The sequence below is a fragment of the Paracoccus haematequi genome (genome assembly GCF_900631945.1).
Taxonomy (GTDB): domain Bacteria; phylum Pseudomonadota; class Alphaproteobacteria; order Rhodobacterales; family Rhodobacteraceae; genus Paracoccus; species Paracoccus haematequi_A.
This window is the reverse complement of record NZ_UZWE01000028.1, coordinates 1-20,338: the sequence shown is the minus strand read 5'-3', so window position 1 is coordinate 20,338 and position 20,338 is coordinate 1. Positions and strand designations below refer to the sequence as shown.

Genomic DNA, 20,338 nt, shown 5'->3' with positions numbered 1-20,338 from the left:
TCGGTCATACCATTTCCGCCACGATCTCTTGGATGGAAGGGGCGCCACCACCGGCAAGGTCGTGGCACGCGGAATGCCTGCCGTCCCGCAGGACAAGGATGTCATCGGCCAGTTCCAGCGCCTCCTCGATCGTGTCGGGGATCAGGACGACGGCGGCGCCTGCGGCGCAGGCGGCGCGGATCTGACGGTTCACGATCGCGCCTGCCCCGACATCCAGGCCACGCAGCGGGTGATCCAGCAGCAGCACCTTCAGCGCCGGGGCGTTCAGCCATTTGGCCAGCACGACCTTTTGCTGGTTGCCGCCCGAGAACTGGATCAGCGGCGCGTGGATGTCGTTGGGGCGCACCTCCAGCCGGTCGAACCAGCCCTGCGCTACGCGCGCCATGCGGCCGGGGCGCAGGAAGGGTCCGGCCGCGCCCTCGCCGGGATGGGTCAGCGCAATGTTGCGCGTCGCGGCAAGGCCTGCGATCATGCCCTCGGTCTTGCGCTCGGCCGGGACATAGGCCAGCCCCGCCGCGATCGCCTTGCGGATCGACCAGCGGCGCACGGCCCGGCCGTCCACCAGAATCTGGCCGCCATCCACCGCCTCCGCGCCATAGACACAGCGCATCAGTGCTTCGCAGCCCGAGCCGTTCGACCCGACCAGCGCCAGGATCTGCCCCGGCCGGACCGAGAACGAGATCTCGCTGAACGCGCCCCCCCGGCTAAGGCCGCGCGCCTCAAGCACCGGGGTTCTGGTTGCCGGGCTGCTGCGCCGGACGACCGGCTGGTGATCGCCATCGACCATGGCGCGGAACAGGTCGTCCTTGGTCACGTCCGAGATTGGCTTGTTGGTGGCCAGGCGGCCGCTGCGCATGACGATCACGCGGTCGCAGATGCGCATGATCTCGTCCAGGCGGTGCGAGACGAAGATCACGCTGGCGAAATCGCGGAGCTTGCGGATCTCGCGTTCCAGGATCTGGGTCTCGGCGGCCTCGAGGACGGCGGTGGGTTCGTCCAGGATGACCAGCGGCGTCGCGCCCTGGCCCGGATCGATGCAGACGGCGCGGGCGATCTCGACCATCTGACGGTCGATAAAGGACAGGTCGCCGACACGGGTCGTCGGGCTGAGACGCACGCCGATCTTGGCAAGCGCGCGGGCCGCCTCGCGGTTGATGCGACCCCAGTCCTGCAGGCCGGCACGTTCCAGCCCGCTGCGGGCGGAACTGTGCTGGTCGATATTTTCGGCGATGGTGAGGTTGGTGAACAGCGACTGTTCCTGATGCACGACCCCGACCCCGGCCCGCAACGCGTCGCGCGGGCCGCGGAACTGAACCGGGCAGCCGTTCAGCTGCATCTCGCCGCTGTCGGGCCGCTCGATCCCCGCCAAGATCTTCAGCAGGGTGGACTTGCCGGCGCCGTTCTCTCCGATCAGGCCAACAACCTCGCCTCGGCGGATTTCCAGCGACACGTCGTTCACCGCCTTGACCGGGCCAAAGGACCGGCAGATGTGCGACAGTCGCAGCACGGGAGGATGCATGTCAGTCATTTCGCCACCTTCAACCGCCCGCGCAGGGGCCAGGACACCGCGATGATGGCGACGACCAGGATCGCGCCGAAGATCCCCGACTGGAAGTCCGGATCGACCCCCGCCAGGACCAGCCCGTTGTTCAACAGGATCAGCAGGAACACCCCTAAGGCCGAGCGCACTACACCGCCCTCACCGCCGCTGAGGGCAGTGCCCGCGATCACCGCGGCCGGGATGACGGTGAACAGTTGCCCCGACCCGATATCAGGCGAGCCCGAGCCAAGCTGCATTGTCGCAAGGATGCCCGCCAGCGCGCTGAGAAGTCCCGCGACGGCAAAGGCCATGATCTTGATGGACGCGACCGGCAGACCCATCGCGCCGGCGATCGTCTCGTTGTTGCCGATGGCCAGGATGCCGCGCCCCAGACGCGTGTAGTTCATTACCAGAAGCCCGAGGCCCAGCGCCGCAGCCGCCAGCCAGAAGGCGTTCGGCACGCCCAATGTCAGCCGAGTCGGCCAGCGGGCCAGCGTCTCGCTGGTCAGGCTGGGCAGCATGCCGTTGCCATAGAGCAGGACGCCGATCCCCAGGCCGATATACCAGGTTCCCAGCGTCACGACAAAGGACGGCACCTTCAGCCGCGCATGGACGATCCCTGCCAGCAGGCCGAGACCCAGACCGAGCGCCAAGGCCGCGACCCAGGCCCAGGGCCCGAAATCCACCGCCAGACGGCTGTTCGGAGACATCAGGATCCAGGCCATGCCAGAGGCGCCCATGACGCCCTGCACCGACAGATCGATCGAACCCATCTGGATCACCATTGTCGTGCCGACCACCACGATCAGGGGGACAGCAACCTGATATAGCAGGTTCTGCAGGTTCTCGACGCTGCCAAAGCGCGGATTGGCCCAGGTGAAGACCACCGCCAGCACGACGATGGACAGGATCATGCCCAACGGCGCATGACGCAAGGCGGCACGCCAACGCTCAGGCGGGACAAGGCGGGCAGATTGGGCGGAACCATCGGGGATCCGATGTCGGGCAAAACTGGACATCGCTCTACCTTGGATGTGGAAACGACTGCGGGCCGGGGTGCGGGCCGGCCCGGATGGCGCATCAGCTTCCGGGAAGAACCTCGACACCCCCGCCGACCAGCGGCATGGGCGCGACGTCCCAGGGACCGCTTTCGACAAGGCGGTCGACAAAGGCGGCCGGTGCGCCGGGCTCGTCATATTGCAGATAGTCGCCGATATTATCGGGCGTCACACAGCTCAGGTCGAACAGGCTCTCGCGCTTGTCCTCGGGCAGTTCGCTTGGGACGATCTCGCCCGTCGCCGCCAGATAGGCGGTATAGAGGCCGACGGCCGACGCCATGTAGCCGCGATGGAAGGTCTCGCCGACGATCGCGTTGTTGCCGCGGCCCGACTGGATGTCTTCCAGCGTCTTCGGGTAGAGCCCGTCCGAGGCGAACTTGACCTGGTTCAGCAGGCCCGCGTTCTCGAAGGCTTGCATGGCGCCGATCTGCATGGCGTCATCCGCGCTCCAGACCGCGTCGATCTGGTCGCCGTATTTCACGATCAGGTCTTGGGCGTTGCGCGCCGCAATCTGCGGGTCCCAGTTCGAGGGACGCTCCTCCAGGATGGTGATACCGGGGAAATTCTCGGCGATCTCGGCGCGGAAGCCCGCGACGCGGGTCTGACTGGTGGTGCTGTCCTGAACGCCCGGCAGCAGGACGACCTCGCCCTCGCCGTCCAGGGCGCCCGCGATCGCCTGCGCGCCGCAACGCCCCGAGGACACGCCAGGATGCTTCTGGAAGGCCACGAAATGATCGCCTACGTTCCACGGCTTGTAATCGTCGGGCTTGTTCCACCAGATCGTCACATAGCCGCCCGCGCGGCCGACGGCGTCCACGATGGTCGGCGCATCCGAGGAGGACACGGTGTTCACGAACATGATCGGCTTCCTGCCGCTGGCCAGGATCGCCATGATGTTCGAAATCCCCTCTTGCGAGGAGTTGTTCGAGTTCACCACCTCGAGCGGCAGGCCCAGGTGGTCGGCTAGCGCCTTTGCGCCCTCGATGTTGGAAATCATATAGGGATTGGTCGTGTTGATGACCGACACTACCATCACCCATTCATCGGGCGACAATTCCTGCGCCGAGGCGGACCCGAGGCCAAGCCCTGTTGCCAAGGCGGCGGCCATCACGGTCATGCCAAGGGCGCGACGCGTGCGGTTCAGCGGCAGATGGGCAGTCTTCTCACACATGTCACTCTCCTGTTGGTCGTCTTGTTGATGTTCGGGGGGTCAGTCGCGCAGCGTCGCGAAAAAGCTGCGGATGTCGTCGACATAGATCTCGGGCTCTTCCAGGGGTGCGAAGTGGCCGCCCGAGTCGTGGACGCGGTATTGCTTGAGGTTGAAGTATTTCTGCGTCCAGGTGAGCGGTGGCTTGTAGATCTCGCCGGGATAGATCGAGACGGCGGTGGGCACGCCCACCACCGGGAAGCGGTCATGGCTGGGCGTCCAGGGATTGCCGCGGCATTCCCAATAGTAGCGGCACGAGGTTCCGCCGGTGCCGGTTAGGAAATAGACTGCGGCCGTGGTGACCAGGTCCTCCTTGGGCCAGACCTTCTCGAAGGCGGGGGTGCCTTCGCCACGTTCGGCCAAGCCCCAGAAATAACGCTTCTCGGTGATCCAGGCCAATTGGCCGGCCGGGCTGTCCGCGACCAGGGCCGCCAAAGTCTGCGGCTTTGTCAGCTGCAATTCGCCGTAACCGCTCTCACGTTCGACGAACAGCTTGCCGCGTTCAAACCAGCCCGCCTCGTCGGCGCTGTATTCGCTGGCCGCCGGCAGGCCCAGGGCCGGGTCATAGTCGACGCCTGCGGGCTGATCGGGATGGCCGGGAAGGTAATGGCTCATTTGCGCGGGGAAATGCGTGTAGACGCCGATCACGTCGCGTTCGTATTTGTGGCCGTGCTGCTGCGCGATCAGCGCGCCCCAGTCCCCGCCCGCCGTCGCATAGCGCTGATAACCAAGGATCTTGGTCATCAGCGTGTTTTCCAGATCCGCAGTGCGCCAGAAGTTCCAGCCCGTCTCGCGCAGGGGCGAGCTGAACCCGTAGCCCGGCAGCGAGATCAGCACGACGTCGAAACTGTCCTCGGCCCGGCCGCCATAAGCCTCGGGGTCGGTCAGCGGGCCGATGACCTTGCGCAGATCCCAGAAGGTCCAGGGCCAGCCGTGATGCAGCAGCAACGGCATCGGGTTCGGGCCCTTGCCGCGGACGTGGATCACGTGCAGCGGCACGCCCATCAGTTCGATCCGGAACTGCGGCAGCTGGTTCATGCGGCGCTCGACGTCGCGCCAGTCGTGGTCGTTGATCCAGTAATCGACCAGTTCCCGATGATAGGCGGTGTTATAGCCGTAGCGCCAGTCCTCATTGGCGAAATCGTCGGGAAAGCGCGTGCGCTTCAGCCGCGACATCATGTCTTCCAACTGTTCGTCCGGAATGCTGATCTCGAAGGGCATCAGGCGATCATCGAGGGCCATGGAGTATCCTCCCTGTCAAACGGGTGTCGGTTAGCGATGGGAAATCGGGCAGGCGTCAGTTGCGCAGGGACCGCATCACGTCCTTGATCAGCGGCCAGACCCGCGCGACCGAGGCGTGATCCATGCTCTCCTTGGGGGAATGCAGATCGAAGAGGTTCGTGCCGATCCCGATCGTGTCCAGGCCGGGGATGCGCTGCGTGAACATGCCCAGTTCCAGACTGCAGACCGAGACCAGGATCTCGGGCTTGCGGCCCATTACGCGGGCATAGCTTTCCTTCGCGATGGCCAGCATCCGCGATTGGGGATTCCAGGGGAACTCTGGCGCGTCGAGCCCGATCTGCCTGGCGCGGACCCCTTCCCCCGCCAGTTCGGCAATCAGCATCAATCGGTCCAGGACCGCGTGCTTGCGTGAGGTGACGGCGCTAGTGATGGTCGAGGTGATCTCGACCCCTGCCCCGTTGGTGACCATCAGCCCGATATTGTTCGAGGTTTCCCAGTTGCCCGCGACCTCGAGATTCTGGGTCTGCACGCCGTCGGGCAGCAGCAGCATTACGCCCAGCAGCCGCTTGGCGGCGGCGGCGGAAAAGACCCGTTCGACCGGGAGGTCGGACAGCGCCAGGGTGATGCGCATGTCGGGATCGGCCAGCCGGAACTCGGCCCGCAGGTCCTGAGCCAGCGTCTCGACCGCGTGGCGCACGGCCTCGACCTTGCCGCCCTCGATGCGGATCAGCGCGGCGGCCTCGGCAGGGATGACGTTGTTCTGCACGCCGCCAGAAACGCGGGCGATCTCGACCCCGCCCTGACCCATCGCGCGGCGCAACAGGCGGCCAAGGGCGACAATGGCATTAGCGCGTTCGAAATGGATGTCGAATTCACAATGCCCGCCGCGCAGGCCGCCGATCTCCAGCGCCCAGGTCTCGCCACTCGCAACGGGCGCAGTCCAATCCGCGTCCACGTCGATCCGGCAGGACACGTCGCCCGAGCAGCCGGCCAGCAACTGGTTCTCCTCGATCCAGTTGAAGTCGATCATCCGCTTGCCCGACAGCAGCGACAGATCGACGCCGTCGCCGCCCACCTTGCCCATCTCCTCCATCGCGGTCATCACGCATTCCAGAGGCGGATGGGGGATGTCGTCGCTGTCCAGCAAGGCCAGCATGTAGGCGATGCCCAGGCCGTTGTCGGCCCCCAGCGTCGTGCCCTCGGCGCGGATGCGGTCTCCGTCCAGCTTCAGCGTGACGCCCTTGGTGAAATCGTGGCTGACTCCCTCGTCGGTCTTGCACACCATATCCAGGTGACCGTGCAGGATCACGGTGGGGGCGTTTTCGTACCCAGGAGTGGCGGGCTTCTTGACGATGATGTTCTGCAGCGCGTCGCGATGGCACACCAGCTTTCGTGCCGCCGCGAAATCCGCCACATAGTCGGCCGCGTCCTTCTCGTGGCGCGAGCAGCGATGTCGGGCGCTCAGCGCCTCGAAGAAGCCCATGACTTCGCGCGGCTCGACCTTGGCCAGCACGCCAGACGACGCCGCATGGTCCACGCGCCCCTCCTTCAGATCAACGTCCACGTCCACTCCTCCCGTTACACCTCAGCGGCTTTCATCGCTCAACGCTCCTCGGCAAGGCATTCCTCCGAACCTTGCAGGCCGCTTCTGCTTGATGACGCATTTGTTCATTAACAAATCATTTATATCATAGCCTGTGTTGCGCTGGCAAAGTTTTTGTTTAGCTGCAGTGCGGCGAAAATTCGCTTTTGTTTTTAAAGTGTTTTTCCCAGGATTGTTTAAAACCCATCTTCTTTCTGCAACCGCATATTTGGAACCCTCGCAAAATACTCATTGGAGCAGGGGCATGAACGACACTGATTCTAGCCAGACGCACTGTTGGAGCAAGAAACCAACTTCGCTTCAGCGTCTCGAGGCAAGCCAACTCGGGGATCATCGGGACGGGCCCGCCCGAGTGGAGCAATCCTTCTTCCTACCTCATTGGGTAACTGGTCGCCCAAGCTGCCCGCCTGATCGCGGGCCTTCGAAGTCCTCACGGGACACGGTTCCGGCCCGGCACTGCCATGGTCGGGGCGTCGGGCATGTTCGCCGTCATCGCCGGGACGGCCACGGCGGCGGTGGCGGCCATCGGCACGCTGATGATCGACCCGATGGCCGAACGCGGCTATCCTGCGCACGCCAGAGACGCGATAGCTCTCCTTGAAGACGCGCAGGATCTCTGGCCGAATTGGCTCGGCAGGCGGTGGTCTGCCCGGCTAGGCGACGGTTCGCAGATAGCGACGGCCCAGTTCGGCCGAGACTGCGGCGAAATTCGGCGCCAAGGCCTGCGGCTCGGGCGCCTCGATATGGCTGCCGATCCACGCCAACAGGGCCATGCGCCGCAGCATCACGAAACTGTCGATCTCGGCCTCGTCCGCATCGGGCAGGTCGCGCTGGCTGCGATAGCCGCGCACCCAGGCGTCGCGCAGCGCTGGAACCTGCGGATGATCCTCCATGAAGCTGATGCCGGTGGCGAAATCGTAAAGATACCAGCCCAGCCCGCAATCGTCGAAGTCGATGAGGCAGGTCGACTGGCCGTCGATCAGCAGGTTCGCCAGCCGCATATCGGCATGGATCAGCCCGTAGCGGTCGGGCGATTTGCCAAAGGCGGTCAGGCGCCGGCGCAGCACCGTTTCGACCTGTTCCAGAACCGCGCGCACCTCGGGTGTGACGTTCGGCGCGTCGCGCCAGTCGCCCCAGGTGGCCTTGGGGCCAAAGACCGCGTCGAGATCCCAGGTCAGCCGTTCCAGAGGCTCGGGGAGGGGCCAGGATTGCGAATGCAGATGCGTGCGCGCGGCGATGGCGCCCAGATGCTCGAAGGGCACGGTCAGGTCGTCGCTTTCGTCGGGCTGGGTGCCGGCGGCGTGCTGGAACAGCACCATGTAGCGGGTCTCGTCCAATGCGGGGACGAAACGTTCCTGCACCAGGTGGCCGTCCCGGCCGGGGATCGGCGCGGGCGTGCTGACCAGCCCGTCGGCGACCAGCGCCTGAGTCCAGGCCAGCTCCTGCTCGATGCCGCGCCGGCTGTGATAGCCCGCGCGGTGGATGCGCAGGACGGCGCGCCAGCCGCCCGGCGCCTCGACCAGATAGGTGGCATTCTCGGAGACGTTGATAAGCCGCGACTGCGCGCCCGTGGGCACCGGCCACAGGTCAAGTGCCGCGTTCGACAGGATTTCCAGGTGCTTGAGCCGCTCGGCAAGGGGAAAACGCGAGACCATCATGGCATTCCCCCTTAGATCGCCTGCAAGGCTTCCAGCGTTTCCGGCAGGATCTGGCCGCCGTCGACGATGATCTGCTGGCCGGTGACATAGGCCGCCTCGTCCGAGGCGAAGAACAGCGCGGCGTTGCCGATGTCCTCGACATCGCCCAGCCGCTTCAGCGGGATCGAATTGGCCATGGTTTGCAGATAGCCCTCGCCCAGGCCCTGCAAGCCTTCGGTGTAGATATTGCCGGGCATGACGGCGTTGATGGTGGTGTTGTAGCGGGCAAGCTCCATCGCGGCGGTGCGGATGAAGCCCAGCTGCCCGGCCTTCGAGGCGCCGTAATGCGCCCAGCCGGGATAGCCGGTGACCGGGCCGGTGATCGATGAGGTGACGATGACCCGGCCCTTGCCGGCGCGTTCGAAATGCGGGATCGCCGCCTTGACGCAGAAGAAGGTGGACCGCAGGTTGGTGTCGATGACCCGGTCCCAATCGGCGGGGTCCATGTCCACTATCTTGACCTGCGGAAAGATGCCGGCATTGGCGCACAGGATGTCCAGCCCGCCCTGCGCCGCCGCCGTGTCGTCGATCAGCCCGCGCACGCTGTCATAGTCGGTCACGTCGCAGGCGGCGCCGCGCGCCTCGGCGCCCAGAGCGCGCATTTCGGCCAGCACCTCGTCGATCGCCGCGCTGTCACGCGCGGCGATGGTGATGCGCGCGCCCTGCCGCGCGAAGACCCGCGCGATGCCGCGACCGATGCCGCGCGAGCCGCCGGTGACCAGGACGCTTTTTCCCTTGATGGATGTCAGCATGTGTAGATTTCCCTGTCATTTTTGTTTTGTCTGTCAGTTCCGCCGCCGCAGCAGGCGCAGCAGCGCCAGCCCGACCAGAAGCAGCGCCGCCGATCCGATGACCGACAGGATGCCAAGCGCGGGGATCTGCGGCGTGTAGCCCGACACCATCCGCGAATAGAGCCATTTGGGCAGCGTCGCATCGACGCCGCTGGTGAACAGCGACAGCGGGAAATTGCCCCAGGACAGCAAAAAGGCGAACAGTCCCGCCGAGACGATGCCGGGCATCAGCAAGGGCAGCGTCACCTCGCGCAGGACGGTCGTCGTCGAGGCGCCCATGTCGCGGGCGGCTTCTTCCAGCGCGGGGTCGAAGGAATAGGCGCGGATGGCGATGATCAGCGTGGTGATGGGCGCGATCCAGACCAGATGCGCGACCACCGCCGTCTTCCAGCTTGGCGTCACGCCAAGCGCATTGAACCAAATCAGCAGCGCCAGACCCAGCACAGCCTGCGGGAAAAAGATCGGCAGCAGGATCAGCTTCTGGAACAGGCCGCGATAGCGCCATTGAAAGCGGGCAAAGGCCAGCGCCCCGAAAAAGCCCAGGATCACCGACAGGACCGTCACCGTGACCGCAACCTTCAGCGAGGTGACGACCAAGTCCTTGACGTTCGGGCTGGTCAGCGCGGCGCCCATCCATTCGCTGGTATAGCGGCGGATCGGAAAGGTCAGGTAGCGCGCCTTCGAGACCGCGGCGAAACCGACCGAGACCAGCGGCAGATACATGACCGCCAGCACCAGAAGGCCGTAGCCGTAAAGCGCGATGCGGGTCGAGCGGCGGACATCGGTCATCTCTTGCGCCCCATCAGCGTGTCAAGGTCGATGCGGCTGATCGGCACCAGCACCAACAGCGCGACGATGACGATCAGCATCAGCGACAGGGCTGACCCAAGCGGCCAGTTCTGGCCGAAGGTGAAGGCGCTTTCCACGTCGTCGGTCAGCACCACGACGCTGCGGCCGCCCAGCAGCTTGGCCTCGGCGATGGCGCCGGCGGACAGCACGAAGGTCAGCAGGCAGCCGACCATGATGCCGGGCGCGGCCAGCGGCATCTCGATCTGGAACAGGATGCGCCAGCGCCCGGCGCCGAGGTCGGCGGCGGCCAGCCGGGCGTCGTCGGGCACCAGCGAGATGCCTTGCGCCAGCGGGAACAGCATGAACGGCAAATAGACATAGACCATGCCGAAGACGATCACCGGCCAGCCGTAAAGCGGGCTTTCAAAGCCGGTGCCGAGCCAGGCGCGCATATGGCCTTCCAGCAGGCCGCCCTTCATCAGCGTCAGGTTCCAGCCGAACAGCCGCACGTTTTCCGATACGAACAGCAGCATCACCACCGCCAGGGTGATGACCAGCGTGAAGCGGCCAAAGACCTTGGCCATGCCATAGGCCAGCGGCCAGCAGATCACGAACAGGATCGTCGTGGTCAGAAAGGCCAGCCCCAGCGACCGCAGCAGCGAACGATAATAGCCCTGTTCGATGATGACCCGAAAGGACGAGAAATCCGGCAAATGCGCCAGGCTGAAGACCTTTTGCGGCATGATCGCAAAGCCCGCGACCACCAGAAGCGGCATGACGAAGCTGAGCGTCAGCAGCGCCATGATCGGCAGGGCCGACAGGAACCCCAGCCGGCGTTCAAGCCGTTCCATGTGCCACCTCCGCGATCAGGTGGACGGCGCCGGCATCCCAGCCGAGCCGGACCGGATCGCCGCTGCGGCTGCCCAGCCGCTGCTCGAACGGCCGTTCGACGATGACCGGGGTGTCACCCGCCTGCACCGTGTATTGCACGCGCGAGCCAAGCGCATATTCCGCGTGCAGCCGGCCGTTCAGGGTGAAATCCGCGGTCTCGTCCGGGGCCAGGAAGCGCACCAGTTCGGGGCGCACCATGACCGCGCCGCGCCAGTCCGGCGGCACCGCGACCGCCGCCTGCGCCTGGGGCGACAGCTTGACGGGCAACCCGCCCCAATCGCTGCCGTTCAGGTCGAACAGGTTCACCTCGCCCATGAAGCTGGCGACGAAGCGGCTGACCGGCTGGGAATAGATCTGTTCGGCGGTGGCGATCTGTTCGAACCGGCCAGCGCGCATGATGGCGATGCGGTCGGACATCACCATCGCTTCTTCCAGCGAATGGGTGATGTAGACGAAGGTCTTGCCGGTGCGGGCGTGCAGATCCTTCAGTTCCTTTTCCAGCGTCTTGCGCAGCCGGTAGTCCAGCGCCGACAGCGGCTCGTCAAAGACGATGATGCGCGGATCGAAGGCCAGCGCGCGGGCCAGCGCCACCCGCTGCCGCTCGCCGCCCGAACATTGGGTGATGCGCTTGGCGTAATAGCTTTCCGGCAGGCGCAGCAGGCGCAGCAGTTCCAGCGCCCGCGCACGGCGGGCATCAGGCGCCATCTTGCGCAGCTTCAGCGGAAACTCGATGTTCTGGCCGACGGTCATATGCGGGAACAGCGCCAGCGACTGGAAGACCATGCAGGTCGGTCGCCGGTTCGCGGGCACGGTGTCGATGCGGGTGCCATCAAGGCTGATCGTCCCCGAGGTCACGTCGTCGATGCCGACCAGCAGCCGGATCAGCGTCGACTTGCCGCTGCCCGAGGGGCCGACGATGGTCAGGAACTCGCCTTCGGCAATGTCCAGATTGATCCGGTCCAGCGCGGTGAACGTGCCAAACCGCTTGGTGATGTTTTCCAGTCGAACGAATGCAGCGGCCCCCATGGCGCGACCTTCCCGAAAAGCATTGCAAAGACCCGCGCGATCCGGCGCGGGTCAGCCGGATTCAGCCGCGCCGCGCGGCGACATAGGTGGCCAGCAGCGCGTCATAGGACGGCACCGCATCGAATTCGTGGCAGCGGCTCATGTCCTCTTCCAGCGTGTCATACTGGATCGCGTCCAGCATGTCGGCGTCGAAGCGGGCCAGCACCTCGGGGTTGCCCATCTGCGCGACGGGGTTGTAGGTGCCTTCCGAAAACGCGACCAGTTGCGCGATCTCGGGCTTCTGGACGAATTCCAGGAAATCCTCGGCCAGATCGGACGGGTCTGGGTTGTTCACCGCCGAGGTCAGCTCGACCCAAGAGGCACCGCCCTTGCCGCCGAAGCCGCCGCCGCGCGGGGTGATGGCGCGCACGAAGCTGGCGCCGTCATAGCGCGCGGGCGAAGCGGTGTAGCTGCCGCCGGTGAAATAGCAGTCGATCTCGCCATTGATCAGCGCGGTGTTCATCGCCACCAGATCGTCGGTCATCAGCCGCGCGCCCGCGACGATCTGCTTGGCCTTGTCGGCGAATTTCTGGGCGTCCGCGCCCTCGACCGGCTTGAACGGATCGACGCCTGCGGCAAGGCACAGGTGGATGACGTTCCAGTTGTCATAGGTCAGCAGCCCATAACGCTTGTTCAGGCCGGGGTCCGAGAACAGGTCCCAGCCCTCGGTCTCGGCGGTCTCGATGCTGATCTTGTCGGTATTGACCACGAAGGAGAACGGGCCGTAACGCTGCGGCATGCCCAGCAGGTCGCCGGAATCCGAAAACGACATCGGATAGGGCTTGGCGAATTCCGGCGTCATCTTGGCGAAATAGGGCAGGAAGCGGTCCTTGTTCAGCGGCCGGATCAGCTTGTCGCGCGCCATCTCGCCGCGCGCCCAGGGCTGGTTGACGTTGATCAGATCCCAGACCGCCAGTTCGCCGGCGCGCAGCCGGTTGATCATCTCGGGGTCCGAGGTGCCGCTTTCGGCGCGCACCGTCGCGTCGGGATGCAGTTCCCGGAACGGGTTCAGCACCTGGTCCGAGTTGTAGCCCTCCCAGCAGAGGATGTTCAGGCGATCCGTGCGGCCCGCAAGAAGCCGGCGCGGAGCCCCGAGCGCGGACAGGCCAACGAAAGCCGCAGCCCCCGCAGCGAATTGACGACGCGTAACCATCGCATTTCTCCCATGTTGGTTGGTGTTCCGGGTGGTTTCCACCTCGGCCGTTTGGGACATTCGTCCTGATGTTGGCCCCTGCCCCCAAGGGGGCGCGGGCGATCGCTTCAGCGCCCGGTGATCGCTTCCAGCCGGGCGGTGATGGTGTCGCGGGCCAGCCGCATGTCGGCAAGCGAGCCGGACATGAACAGCCGCCCCGTCGCGCCCATCATCTGCACGTCGTTGATGACCGCGTTCGGCGCGACCTTTTCGGCCTCGTTGGCGGCGACGCAGGCGAACAGCGCCGGCGCCATTTCATAGATCAGCAGCGCCACCCCCGGCACCAGGATCGAGGCATCGCGCGAACGGTTCAGGATGATCGCATGCTGGTCCGACAGGTCCTCGACGATGTCGTGATACAGGATTTGCGGGCGCAACTGGTCCTGGGGACTGGCGCCGATACCGTCCAGGATGGCGCGGCCTGCCGCTTCCAGATCCTCGATGCGGTCGGAATGCAGCTCCAGCAGGCCGAACTGGCGTTCCGTGTAAAGGATGCCCGGCTCCATCGCCGGCGCGGACTTCAGCGCCAGATCGGTGATGCGGTGAATGGCCAAGGCGGGGGCCACCTCGATGATCAGCGAATTCTGCCCGGCAAAGGGCGGGTATCCCCTCGCCCGCGTGGGCGAGGACAGATAGGCCGCAAACTGAGGCTGAAGGTCCTCAATGGGAAGGTAGACGCGAAGCTCCGTCATGCCTCAGTCCTTTCGCTGCGGCCGGTCTCAGCCCTGGATCGCCTGGAAATGCTTGGCCAGATCGGCATGCGGGCGCGGGATGACATGGACCGCGGTGACCTCGCCAACCTGGGCCGCGGCCTCGGCGCCGGCTTCGGTGGCAGCCTTGACCGCGCCCACGTCGCCGCGCACCACGACCGAGACCAGCCCGCCGCCGACCTCGTTGCGGGCGATGATTTCGACGTTCGCGGCCTTGACCATGGCATCAGCCGCCGACAGCGCCGGCACATAGCCCTTGGTTTCGATCATTCCGATTGCAAGATTCGCCATTTCAGACCTCCTTCACTTGCGTTTCTCAGCCGGTGCCCCGGCGGTTTGTTCATCGACAGACCCGATGATCAGCGCGTCGATCGGCGCCGAGCGTTCTGTGAACCAGGCGGCGGCGACCGATCCTTGGGTGACCAGCACCGCCTCGCCCTCGGCGCAGCCCAGCGGATCAAAGGCGATCAGCTTTGCTCCGGTTTCGGTTTCGACTTCCAGCAGTGCCCCGGTTGGCAGCGTGCCGATATGCCGCGTGGACCAGAGCCTGCCGCTGACGCGCGCCCGTATCATGTCGCATTCCTTTCGATCCTGATGCCACGGCGGCGCGCCTCGTCGCCGGCCAGCGGGGTAAGCCTGCTGCGCTTGCCGACGCGCAGGCGGGTCTCGCCCTCGGCAATCGCGGCAATGTCGCGTTCGGTGATCAGCGATTTGGCCAGCTCCGGCACCGGCGCCGGAACGGTGGTCACCAGCACCGCAGGCTGCGCGGTCGGCGCGGGACCGGGCGCCGGGGTGGCCATCGGCACGAAGTGCAGCCCGCCGCCGCGCAGTGCTGCGGCAAAGCCCGGATCGGCGGCGCGGTCCAGCACCGACAGCGCGAATTGCGTCAGATCGGCGGCGGTCGCCACCCGCACCTGTTCCTGGCGCGGCCCGGCGGTCAATTCGGCGCGGATGGCCGCGATTTCCTCGGCCAGCACTTCGCGGATCAGGGCGCGGATGTCGGACATCAGCGCGCCCCCGCCTCGCGCAGCGCGCGTTCGGCGGCCTCGCGGGCGTTGCGCACGTCGGCCTCGGTCCCGGCCAGATACAGCCGGCCGTTGGCGCCGATCATGCGCATGTCGATGACCTTGATATCGGCCGCTTTCTCGGCCTCGTTGCAGGCGAGGATGGCATAGGCGGCGGGCTGGCATTCCAGCAGGTAGACGCTTTCGCCGCCCAGAACCATCGAGCCGGTCTTGTTGCGGTTCATCAGGAAGGCGTGCTGGTCGTCCAGACGCGTGACGATCTTCGAGGCCATGATCTTTGGCTTTTCCGCCTCGTCGCGGGTCTTGCCCATGGCGTGCAGCACCGCGTCGGCGGCGGCCTGCACCTCGGCCGTGGAATAGGCGTGGAATTGCAGCGTGCCGAACTGGCGTTCGACGACCAGGAAGCCGGCGCGGACTTCGGCGCTTTTCAGGGCGATGTCGGTCAGCGCCTCGACATCCAGCCCCGGCGCGATCTCGATGATCTGGGCGGCCATGCGGGCGCGCGGCAGGGTGCCGCGCATCCAGGTCGCGGTATAGGCCAGCGTCTGCGGCTGAAGCTGGTCGATGAAGATGAAGGCGCGCAGTTCGGTCATTTCTGCCCCCCGGTCAGTCCGCGAAGTTCCTGCAAGATCAACTGCCGCAGCATGTCGCGGTCCACACCGGCGGGGGCCGCAGGGGCCGGCGCTGGCCTGCTGCCGGCATCCGGGCTTTCATAGGACAGGCGCACGGCGCTGAAATCCGCGAAAGGCACCGAGGCGTCCTTGTTCCACGCCAGCCGGGTCCAGTGGACCAGATGCTGCGGCCCGATATTCTCGCCAACCGAAGAGCGGCCGAAATAGCCGGTGCCGATCATGAAGGACGGCGCCAGATGGGTGGCGAACCCCGCCGCCCCCTGCGAGCAGGGCGCGTTCACCACCACGCGATAGACGCTGAGCGCGCTGGCGAAATCCAGCGCCCGCTGCGCATCCTTGCCGTGGAAGGCAGCGGAATGGCCCGCCCCCGACATGCGCAGGATCATCTGTGCGACGCCGGTTCCGCGCGCGAAATCGTCAACCGTCAGCATGGCCAGCACCGGGCACAGCTTTTCTTTGGACAGCGGCTCGTCGATGCCGGCAAGGGTGATCGGGGCGACCAGCACCCGGATCGAGGGCACCACCCGGAACCCGGCCTGCTGCGCGATCCAGACCGCGCTTTTACCGACGGCGGCGGTGTTCAGATGGCCGTCCGGGAACAGATAGGCGCGCAACTGCGCCACCTCGGCGTCCGAACAAAGGTGCGCCCCGGCGGCCCGCAGCGCCCGCTCAAAGGCCTGGCGCCGCGCGGCATGGACCAGCAGCACGCTTTCATTGGTGCACAACACCGAATTATCGAAGCTTTTGCTGTCGACGATCCACGCCGCAGCCGTGCCCGGATCGGCGCTGTCGTCGATATAGACCGGCGCATTGCCCGGCCCGACGCCGATCGCCGGATTGCCCGAGGAATAGGCCGCGCGCACCATCGGCCCGCCGCCCGTGGCCAGGATCACCTGCACCTTGTCGGATGCCATCAACGCCTGCACCAGCGGCACCGAGGGGTTCGCAATGCACTGGATCAGCCCCGAGGGCGCGCCCGCCGCCACCGCCGCCGCCTCGAGCCGCGCGGCGGCATCGGCGCAGCATGCGCGGGCCAGCGGATGCGGGCTGAAGATCACCGCGTTGCGCGACAGGATCGCCAGCAACGCCTTGTAATACAGCGTCGAAATCGGGTTGGTCGCCGGGGTCAGCGCCAGGATGACGCCGGCCGGTTTCGGGATCTCGACCATCTTACGGTCTGGGTCGACCTTGGGACTGACCAGATCAAGGTCTTCGTAGAAATCCACCAGAGGATGGGCGGAAAGCTGGTTTTTCAGGGTCTTGTGTTCGACCACGCCCATGCCGGTTTCACGCACCGCCCATTCGGCGTAATGCGCAGCCGCCTGATGCGCGGCCTCGGCCACGGCGCGGGCGATGCGCATCACCGCCGCGCGGTCGTATCTGGCGAAGGCCCGCCCGGCCCAGCCGGCACGGTCGATCTGCATGGCCGCCACCGCCTGCGAGCGGTCCGGCATCGCCAGGCGCGGCGCGTCGTCGTGAAGCTGCATTCCCCGTTCCCCCATCGCCATCACGCCGCCCGCGCCGGCTTGCGCAGCAATTCGCGGGCGCGCGGCATGGCGGCCTCCATCCGGTCGACGATTTCCTGACACAGCGCCGCGTCCAGCAGGACGCCTGGCTTGAATTGCAGCACCCGCTTGTCCAGCGAGGAAAAGATCGCCCAGACCCCATGCTCGTAAAGCGCGCGCGAGACGGCGACCGCGCCTTCGGGGTGGTCGAATTCCAGCCCCAGTATGACGCCGCGTTGCCGCACGCCGACGAAGATGTCGGAATGCTGCGCCATCATCCGCGCGGTCTCGCGCTGGAAGAACTGCGCCACGGATTGCACATTGGCGATCACCTCGGGGCGTTGCAGCATGTCGATGACCTGATGGCCGACGACGCAGCCCAGTTCCGACCCGCCCGAGGTCGAGATATGCGCCGCGCCATCCTCGTGCAGCCAGCCGCCGCAGCTTTCGCTGACCAGGCAGGCGCTGATCGGGTAGATGCCGCCGCCCAGCCCCTTGCCGGTGACGAACAGGTCGGGCTGCACGCCATAGGTCTGCCAGCCCCACATCTGGCCGGTGCGCATCAGCCCGGTCTGCACCTCGTCGGCGATGTAAAGCGTGCCGTAGCGGGTGCAAAGATCGCGGCAGGCTTGCAGATAGCCTTCGGCCGGCATCGGGAAGCCATAGGTCGCCGGGATCGTCTCGATGATGAAGCCCGCCACGTCGCGGCCGCGCAGGGCGCGATCCAGCGCGTCGATGTCATTGAACGGGACCTGGATGAATTCCTCGGGGCGGTCGGCCAGGAAGATCTTGGAAAAACGCTCGTCGCCGGTGGCGACCGACAGGCCCGAATGGCCGTGATAGCCCTTGATGATCGAGACGATCTTGCGGCGTTTTGTGGTATATCGGGCAGTTTTCAGCGCGATTTCCACCGCCTCGGCGCCACCAGCGCCAAAGATCGCATATTGCATCCCCGGCGCGGTCCGGACCAGCTTTTCGGCAAAGGCCGCCCGCGCGACCGAGGGGAACCAGTGGTTGCCCATATCGAAATAATCCAGCGCGGACTTCAGCGTGGCGACCAGTTCCGGGTTGCGATGCCCGAAATTATAGGTGCCGCCGTTCAGATGCAGGTCGATCAGCCGCCGGCCCGACATGTCGTAAAGGAAATACCCCTCGCGCCCGTCGATCACCAGGTCGATGCCGGCATCCTGCCAGAACTTGGTTTTGCCCGGATTCCAGTATTCGGTCGCCTTCTGCAGAAGGTCAGCCTTCGAGTCGAAGCTGAAGTAGCCGTAGTTGAACACCAGCGCACCTCCGTTTGACCGATTCGTGTCACAATAATCTTCATCATGCAACATTAAATGTGGCATGTCGGTCATAATTGCGGTTGTGGTGCCGGCGCCGATCTGCGACCCTGTGTCCCAGCCGAACGGGAAGCACGACGTGAAAACCAACCGATCACGCAAGGATCTCAGACACGACCGCATCCTGTCCGCGTTGGCGGCCAATCCCGCCATGCGGGTCACCCAGCTTGCCGCCGATCTGGAGGTCTCGACCGAAACGATTCGCCGCGACCTGACCGAACTGGACGAGCAGGGCCGGATCAGCCGCACCTATGGCGGGGCGGTCAGCGCCAGCAGCCGCTTCGAGCCGGCCTTGGCCGAGCGTCTGACCCTGAACGTCGCCGAGCGACGCGCCATCGCCGCCCGCGCAGCCGAGCTTTTTGCCGGCGAGGACGCGCTGTTGCTGGGCGGCGGCGCCACCATGCTGATTTTTGCCCGCGCGCTGCGCGAGATCCGCCATCGCCTGACCGTGATGACCCCGGCCTATCCGGTCGCCATGGAGCTTTCGGCCAACCCGCTGATCGAGGTGATGATGCTGCCCGGCATCTTCGAGCCCAAGGAGGGCATCGTCTGCGGTTCGGAAACCATCCGGGCCATCGAGCGCTATCGCCCGCCGGTAGCGATCATCGGCGCCTCGGGCGTCAATGCCGACGGCGTCAGCGAGGCACTGCTGAGCGCGGCCGAAGTCTATGGCGCCATGCTGAACAGCGCCGCCAGGGGGGTGGTCCTGGCCGACCACGACAAGTTCGAAAAGCGGGCGCTGGTGATGCTGTGCCCGTGGACGCCGGCGATGACGCTGGTCACCGACAAGGCTCCGCCCGGCTCGATTGAGCAAGCCCTGCGCAACGGCGGCGCGACGCTCGAAATCGCCGGCTGAAGTCCTTGATCTGGCCTACGTCCTGAACCGCGCCGGGTTTGCCGGAGGCTCCAACTCCTGAGGAGGATGGAGCATCATGAACAAGCCGACGAGCACGTTTTCCCCTGAAGTGCGCGAGCGTGCGGTGCGGATGGTGCTCGACGGGGCCGGCCCGCACGGTTCGTGTGCCGACGAACCGCAGCCTTTCGTTCGTCGAACGCGAGGAGATAGCCCTTGAATACGCTCGGGGCATGGCCGCGTAACTACGAAAATCAGCCTCCGGCAAACCCGGCGCGGTCCAGCAGCGCGACAGGTGCCAGCCAAGAAGTTCGCGCGTGTGCCAGTCGATGACCTGGGCCAGCGAGGTCCAACCGTCCTTGCCGGCCCAGATCCGGCAGAGGTCGGTGGACCAGCGCTCGTTCGGCGCGATGGCGATGGACGGCAGCGCCTGAATGCGGGGCCGCATGCCGATGGGGCGCTTGCGGACCTGCCAGTGCTTCAACTGAAATATCCGCTGCACGGTGTTCTTGTTGAAGCTTAGCAGGAACGCCACCGTGCGATAGCCGAACGAAGGGTTCTCCGCGATCACGGCCTTGATCGGCTCGGCGAAGCGCGAACCCACCTTCGGCGCAGCTTTGGCGGGCTTGTAATAGACCGTCCGCCGCGGCACGCCGAACCACGCGCAGAGCTTCACCAGCGACACCTTGATCCCATCCGCAAGCATGGCCCTCATGAAGCGTCCGGATCAATTATCGTCTTCCCGCTCAATAAGGGCCACCAGCTTTTTCGGGCATGCAGTTCCAGCATGGCCTCGCCATAGGCTTCCTGCCGATCGGGCAGCTGTTTCTCGTATTCTTGCCGGACATCGAGCGGGTTGGCCCCGAAGCGCATTCTCTATGCCCCGACGGGCATCATCGACCCATCCCTCGATCTCGGACGGGGAAAGGTCATGGCTGCGGCTGGCTTCCGCCACCGTCGTCTCGCCCTGAAGAATTTCGATGACCAACGCCGACTTGCGTTTGGCCGTCCATCGTTTGACGACGTCTTCCAATGGCCCACTCATCGCTACGTTTTACTCCCTGTAGCATGAGCAGATTTTCACTGGGCCAATACAGCGGTGGTGGAACAGACCTTTACGCTTGGCTGAGCCTGTCGATGATCCAGGAGGCGATCATCAGATCCAGATGCGCGCCGCCGCCGTTCTTGAAGACGG

The 20,338-nt window shown here is 65.6% G+C and carries 21 protein-coding genes and 2 pseudogenes; 2 read left to right on the top strand and 21 right to left on the bottom strand.

The window, feature by feature from the left end:
* Nucleotides 1-4: 4 nt before the first annotated feature.
* The 5 genes from PARHAE_RS08145 to pepD all read right to left on the bottom strand — a co-directional run bounded on the left by PARHAE_RS08145 (nt 5) and on the right by pepD (nt 6,611).
* Nucleotides 5-1,528 (bottom strand): sugar ABC transporter ATP-binding protein, encoded by a 1,524-nt coding sequence (locus PARHAE_RS08145; protein WP_126154114.1) that lies wholly within the window; start codon nt 1,526-1,528, stop codon nt 5-7.
* Nucleotides 1,525-2,454 (bottom strand): ABC transporter permease, encoded by a 930-nt coding sequence (locus PARHAE_RS08140; protein WP_164555182.1) that lies wholly within the window; start codon nt 2,452-2,454, stop codon nt 1,525-1,527. Before PARHAE_RS08140 ends, PARHAE_RS08145 begins: the two co-directional genes overlap by 4 nt.
* Before the next feature lie 166 nt (nt 2,455-2,620).
* Nucleotides 2,621-3,769, bottom strand: a complete 1,149-nt coding sequence (locus tag PARHAE_RS08135; RefSeq protein ID WP_126154112.1) for a sugar ABC transporter substrate-binding protein — start codon at nt 3,767-3,769, stop codon at nt 2,621-2,623.
* Between the two features lie 39 nt (nt 3,770-3,808).
* Nucleotides 3,809-5,047: an epoxide hydrolase family protein gene (locus PARHAE_RS08130; protein WP_126154111.1), complete on the bottom strand. Its 1,239-nt coding sequence runs from the start codon at nt 5,045-5,047 to the stop codon at nt 3,809-3,811.
* A 55-nt stretch (nt 5,048-5,102) separates the two neighbouring features.
* On the bottom strand, nt 5,103-6,611 hold the full coding sequence (gene pepD, locus PARHAE_RS08125; protein ID WP_126154110.1) for a beta-Ala-His dipeptidase: 1,509 nt from the start codon (nt 6,609-6,611) through the stop codon (nt 5,103-5,105).
* Between the two features lie 500 nt (nt 6,612-7,111).
* On the opposite strand from pepD, the pseudogene PARHAE_RS22090 reads away from it, so the two are divergent.
* A pseudogene (locus PARHAE_RS22090) lies at nt 7,112-7,228 on the top strand (TRAP transporter large permease subunit); the annotation flags it as partial.
* 75 nt (nt 7,229-7,303) lie between these two features.
* Here the strand turns inward: PARHAE_RS22090 and PARHAE_RS08115 are convergent.
* The 13 genes from PARHAE_RS08115 to PARHAE_RS08055 form a co-directional block, all read right to left on the bottom strand.
* Entirely contained in the window at nt 7,304-8,308 is a 1,005-nt protein-coding gene (locus PARHAE_RS08115; protein WP_206436896.1) for a phosphotransferase enzyme family protein, read from the bottom strand.
* 11 nt (nt 8,309-8,319) lie between these two features.
* Nucleotides 8,320-9,099, bottom strand: a complete 780-nt coding sequence (gene fabG, locus PARHAE_RS08110; protein WP_126154109.1) for a 3-oxoacyl-ACP reductase FabG — start codon at nt 9,097-9,099, stop codon at nt 8,320-8,322.
* A gap of 33 nt (nt 9,100-9,132) precedes the next feature.
* The gene (locus PARHAE_RS08105) at nt 9,133-9,927 is read right to left on the bottom strand and encodes an ABC transporter permease (RefSeq protein ID WP_126154108.1); all 795 of its coding nucleotides are present in this window, start codon (nt 9,925-9,927) and stop codon (nt 9,133-9,135) included.
* Entirely contained in the window at nt 9,924-10,778 is an 855-nt protein-coding gene (locus PARHAE_RS08100; RefSeq protein ID WP_126154107.1) for an ABC transporter permease, read from the bottom strand. The genes PARHAE_RS08105 and PARHAE_RS08100 overlap by 4 nt, the downstream gene beginning before the upstream one ends.
* Nucleotides 10,765-11,844 (bottom strand): ABC transporter ATP-binding protein, encoded by a 1,080-nt coding sequence (locus PARHAE_RS08095; protein ID WP_126154106.1) that lies wholly within the window; start codon nt 11,842-11,844, stop codon nt 10,765-10,767. Before PARHAE_RS08095 ends, PARHAE_RS08100 begins: the two co-directional genes overlap by 14 nt.
* 61 nt (nt 11,845-11,905) lie before the next feature.
* Complete coding sequence (locus PARHAE_RS08090) at nt 11,906-13,036, bottom strand: ABC transporter substrate-binding protein (RefSeq protein ID WP_126154105.1); 1,131 nt, start codon at nt 13,034-13,036, stop codon at nt 11,906-11,908.
* 107 nt (nt 13,037-13,143) lie between these two features.
* Nucleotides 13,144-13,767: a microcompartment protein gene (locus tag PARHAE_RS08085; protein WP_126154104.1), complete on the bottom strand. Its 624-nt coding sequence runs from the start codon at nt 13,765-13,767 to the stop codon at nt 13,144-13,146.
* 27 nt (nt 13,768-13,794) lie between these two features.
* Complete coding sequence (locus PARHAE_RS08080) at nt 13,795-14,076, bottom strand: BMC domain-containing protein (RefSeq protein WP_099649183.1); 282 nt, start codon at nt 14,074-14,076, stop codon at nt 13,795-13,797.
* Between the two features lie 12 nt (nt 14,077-14,088).
* Nucleotides 14,089-14,358, bottom strand: coding sequence for a EutN/CcmL family microcompartment protein (locus PARHAE_RS08075; protein WP_099649182.1), 270 nt, complete (start codon nt 14,356-14,358; stop codon nt 14,089-14,091).
* A complete protein-coding gene (locus PARHAE_RS08070; protein ID WP_126154103.1) occupies nt 14,355-14,792 on the bottom strand; it encodes a hypothetical protein in 438 nt (145 codons plus the stop codon). Before PARHAE_RS08070 ends, PARHAE_RS08075 begins: the two co-directional genes overlap by 4 nt.
* Nucleotides 14,792-15,403, bottom strand: coding sequence for a BMC domain-containing protein (locus PARHAE_RS08065; RefSeq protein ID WP_126154102.1), 612 nt, complete (start codon nt 15,401-15,403; stop codon nt 14,792-14,794). Before PARHAE_RS08065 ends, PARHAE_RS08070 begins: the two co-directional genes overlap by 1 nt.
* Nucleotides 15,400-16,929 carry an aldehyde dehydrogenase family protein gene (locus PARHAE_RS08060; RefSeq protein ID WP_206436895.1) on the bottom strand — a complete coding sequence of 510 codons (1,530 nt, stop codon included), beginning with the start codon at nt 16,927-16,929 and terminating at the stop codon, nt 15,400-15,402. Before PARHAE_RS08060 ends, PARHAE_RS08065 begins: the two co-directional genes overlap by 4 nt.
* A gap of 20 nt (nt 16,930-16,949) precedes the next feature.
* Entirely contained in the window at nt 16,950-18,230 is a 1,281-nt protein-coding gene (locus tag PARHAE_RS08055; RefSeq protein ID WP_126154101.1) for a class-III pyridoxal-phosphate-dependent aminotransferase, read from the bottom strand.
* 64 nt (nt 18,231-18,294) lie between these two features.
* Here PARHAE_RS08055 and PARHAE_RS08050 point away from each other — a divergent pair, with 64 nt between their 5' ends.
* On the top strand, nt 18,295-19,146 hold the full coding sequence (locus tag PARHAE_RS08050; protein WP_126154100.1) for a DeoR/GlpR family DNA-binding transcription regulator: 852 nt from the start codon (nt 18,295-18,297) through the stop codon (nt 19,144-19,146).
* Here PARHAE_RS08050 and PARHAE_RS21355 read toward each other — a convergent pair.
* The 3 genes and pseudogenes from PARHAE_RS21355 to PARHAE_RS21570 all read right to left on the bottom strand — a co-directional run.
* Nucleotides 19,070-19,858, bottom strand: a complete 789-nt coding sequence (locus tag PARHAE_RS21355; RefSeq protein ID WP_206436894.1) for a hypothetical protein — start codon at nt 19,856-19,858, stop codon at nt 19,070-19,072. The two genes, PARHAE_RS08050 and PARHAE_RS21355, sit on opposite strands and share 77 nt — an antisense overlap.
* Nucleotides 19,855-20,016: a hypothetical protein gene (locus tag PARHAE_RS21575; protein WP_241232736.1), complete on the bottom strand. Its 162-nt coding sequence runs from the start codon at nt 20,014-20,016 to the stop codon at nt 19,855-19,857. Before PARHAE_RS21575 ends, PARHAE_RS21355 begins: the two co-directional genes overlap by 4 nt.
* A gap of 49 nt (nt 20,017-20,065) precedes the next feature.
* A pseudogene (locus PARHAE_RS21570) lies at nt 20,066-20,188 on the bottom strand (DUF1153 domain-containing protein); the annotation flags it as partial.
* Nucleotides 20,189-20,338 lie beyond the last annotated feature (150 nt).

Excerpts from the sequence above, each read along its gene's own strand:
- PARHAE_RS08060 (WP_206436895.1), bottom strand. The coding sequence starts at position 16,929 with ATGCAGCTTCACGACGACGCGCCGCGCCTGGCGATGCCGGACCGCTCG.
- PARHAE_RS08135 (WP_126154112.1), bottom strand. The coding sequence starts at position 3,769 with ATGTGTGAGAAGACTGCCCATCTGCCGCTGAACCGCACGCGTCGCGCC.
- PARHAE_RS08080 (WP_099649183.1), bottom strand. The coding sequence starts at position 14,076 with ATGGCGAATCTTGCAATCGGAATGATCGAAACCAAGGGCTATGTGCCG.
- fabG (WP_126154109.1), bottom strand. The coding sequence starts at position 9,099 with ATGCTGACATCCATCAAGGGAAAAAGCGTCCTGGTCACCGGCGGCTCG.
- PARHAE_RS21575 (WP_241232736.1), bottom strand. The coding sequence starts at position 20,016 with ATGCGCTTCGGGGCCAACCCGCTCGATGTCCGGCAAGAATACGAGAAA.
- PARHAE_RS08095 (WP_126154106.1), bottom strand. The coding sequence starts at position 11,844 with ATGGGGGCCGCTGCATTCGTTCGACTGGAAAACATCACCAAGCGGTTT.
- PARHAE_RS08130 (WP_126154111.1), bottom strand. The coding sequence starts at position 5,047 with ATGGCCCTCGATGATCGCCTGATGCCCTTCGAGATCAGCATTCCGGAC.
- PARHAE_RS08115 (WP_206436896.1), bottom strand. The coding sequence starts at position 8,308 with ATGATGGTCTCGCGTTTTCCCCTTGCCGAGCGGCTCAAGCACCTGGAA.
- PARHAE_RS08065 (WP_126154102.1), bottom strand. The coding sequence starts at position 15,403 with ATGACCGAACTGCGCGCCTTCATCTTCATCGACCAGCTTCAGCCGCAG.
- PARHAE_RS08085 (WP_126154104.1), bottom strand. The coding sequence starts at position 13,767 with ATGACGGAGCTTCGCGTCTACCTTCCCATTGAGGACCTTCAGCCTCAG.
- PARHAE_RS08050 (WP_126154100.1), top strand. The coding sequence starts at position 18,295 with ATGTCGGTCATAATTGCGGTTGTGGTGCCGGCGCCGATCTGCGACCCT.
- PARHAE_RS08140 (WP_164555182.1), bottom strand. The coding sequence starts at position 2,454 with ATGATCCTGTCCATCGTCGTGCTGGCGGTGGTCTTCACCTGGGCCAAT.
- PARHAE_RS08100 (WP_126154107.1), bottom strand. The coding sequence starts at position 10,778 with ATGGAACGGCTTGAACGCCGGCTGGGGTTCCTGTCGGCCCTGCCGATC.
- PARHAE_RS08075 (WP_099649182.1), bottom strand. The coding sequence starts at position 14,358 with ATGATACGGGCGCGCGTCAGCGGCAGGCTCTGGTCCACGCGGCATATC.
- PARHAE_RS08145 (WP_126154114.1), bottom strand. The coding sequence starts at position 1,528 with ATGACTGACATGCATCCTCCCGTGCTGCGACTGTCGCACATCTGCCGG.
- PARHAE_RS21355 (WP_206436894.1), bottom strand. The coding sequence starts at position 19,858 with ATGAGGGCCATGCTTGCGGATGGGATCAAGGTGTCGCTGGTGAAGCTC.
- PARHAE_RS08090 (WP_126154105.1), bottom strand. The coding sequence starts at position 13,036 with ATGGTTACGCGTCGTCAATTCGCTGCGGGGGCTGCGGCTTTCGTTGGC.
- PARHAE_RS08105 (WP_126154108.1), bottom strand. The coding sequence starts at position 9,927 with ATGACCGATGTCCGCCGCTCGACCCGCATCGCGCTTTACGGCTACGGC.
- PARHAE_RS08070 (WP_126154103.1), bottom strand. The coding sequence starts at position 14,792 with ATGTCCGACATCCGCGCCCTGATCCGCGAAGTGCTGGCCGAGGAAATC.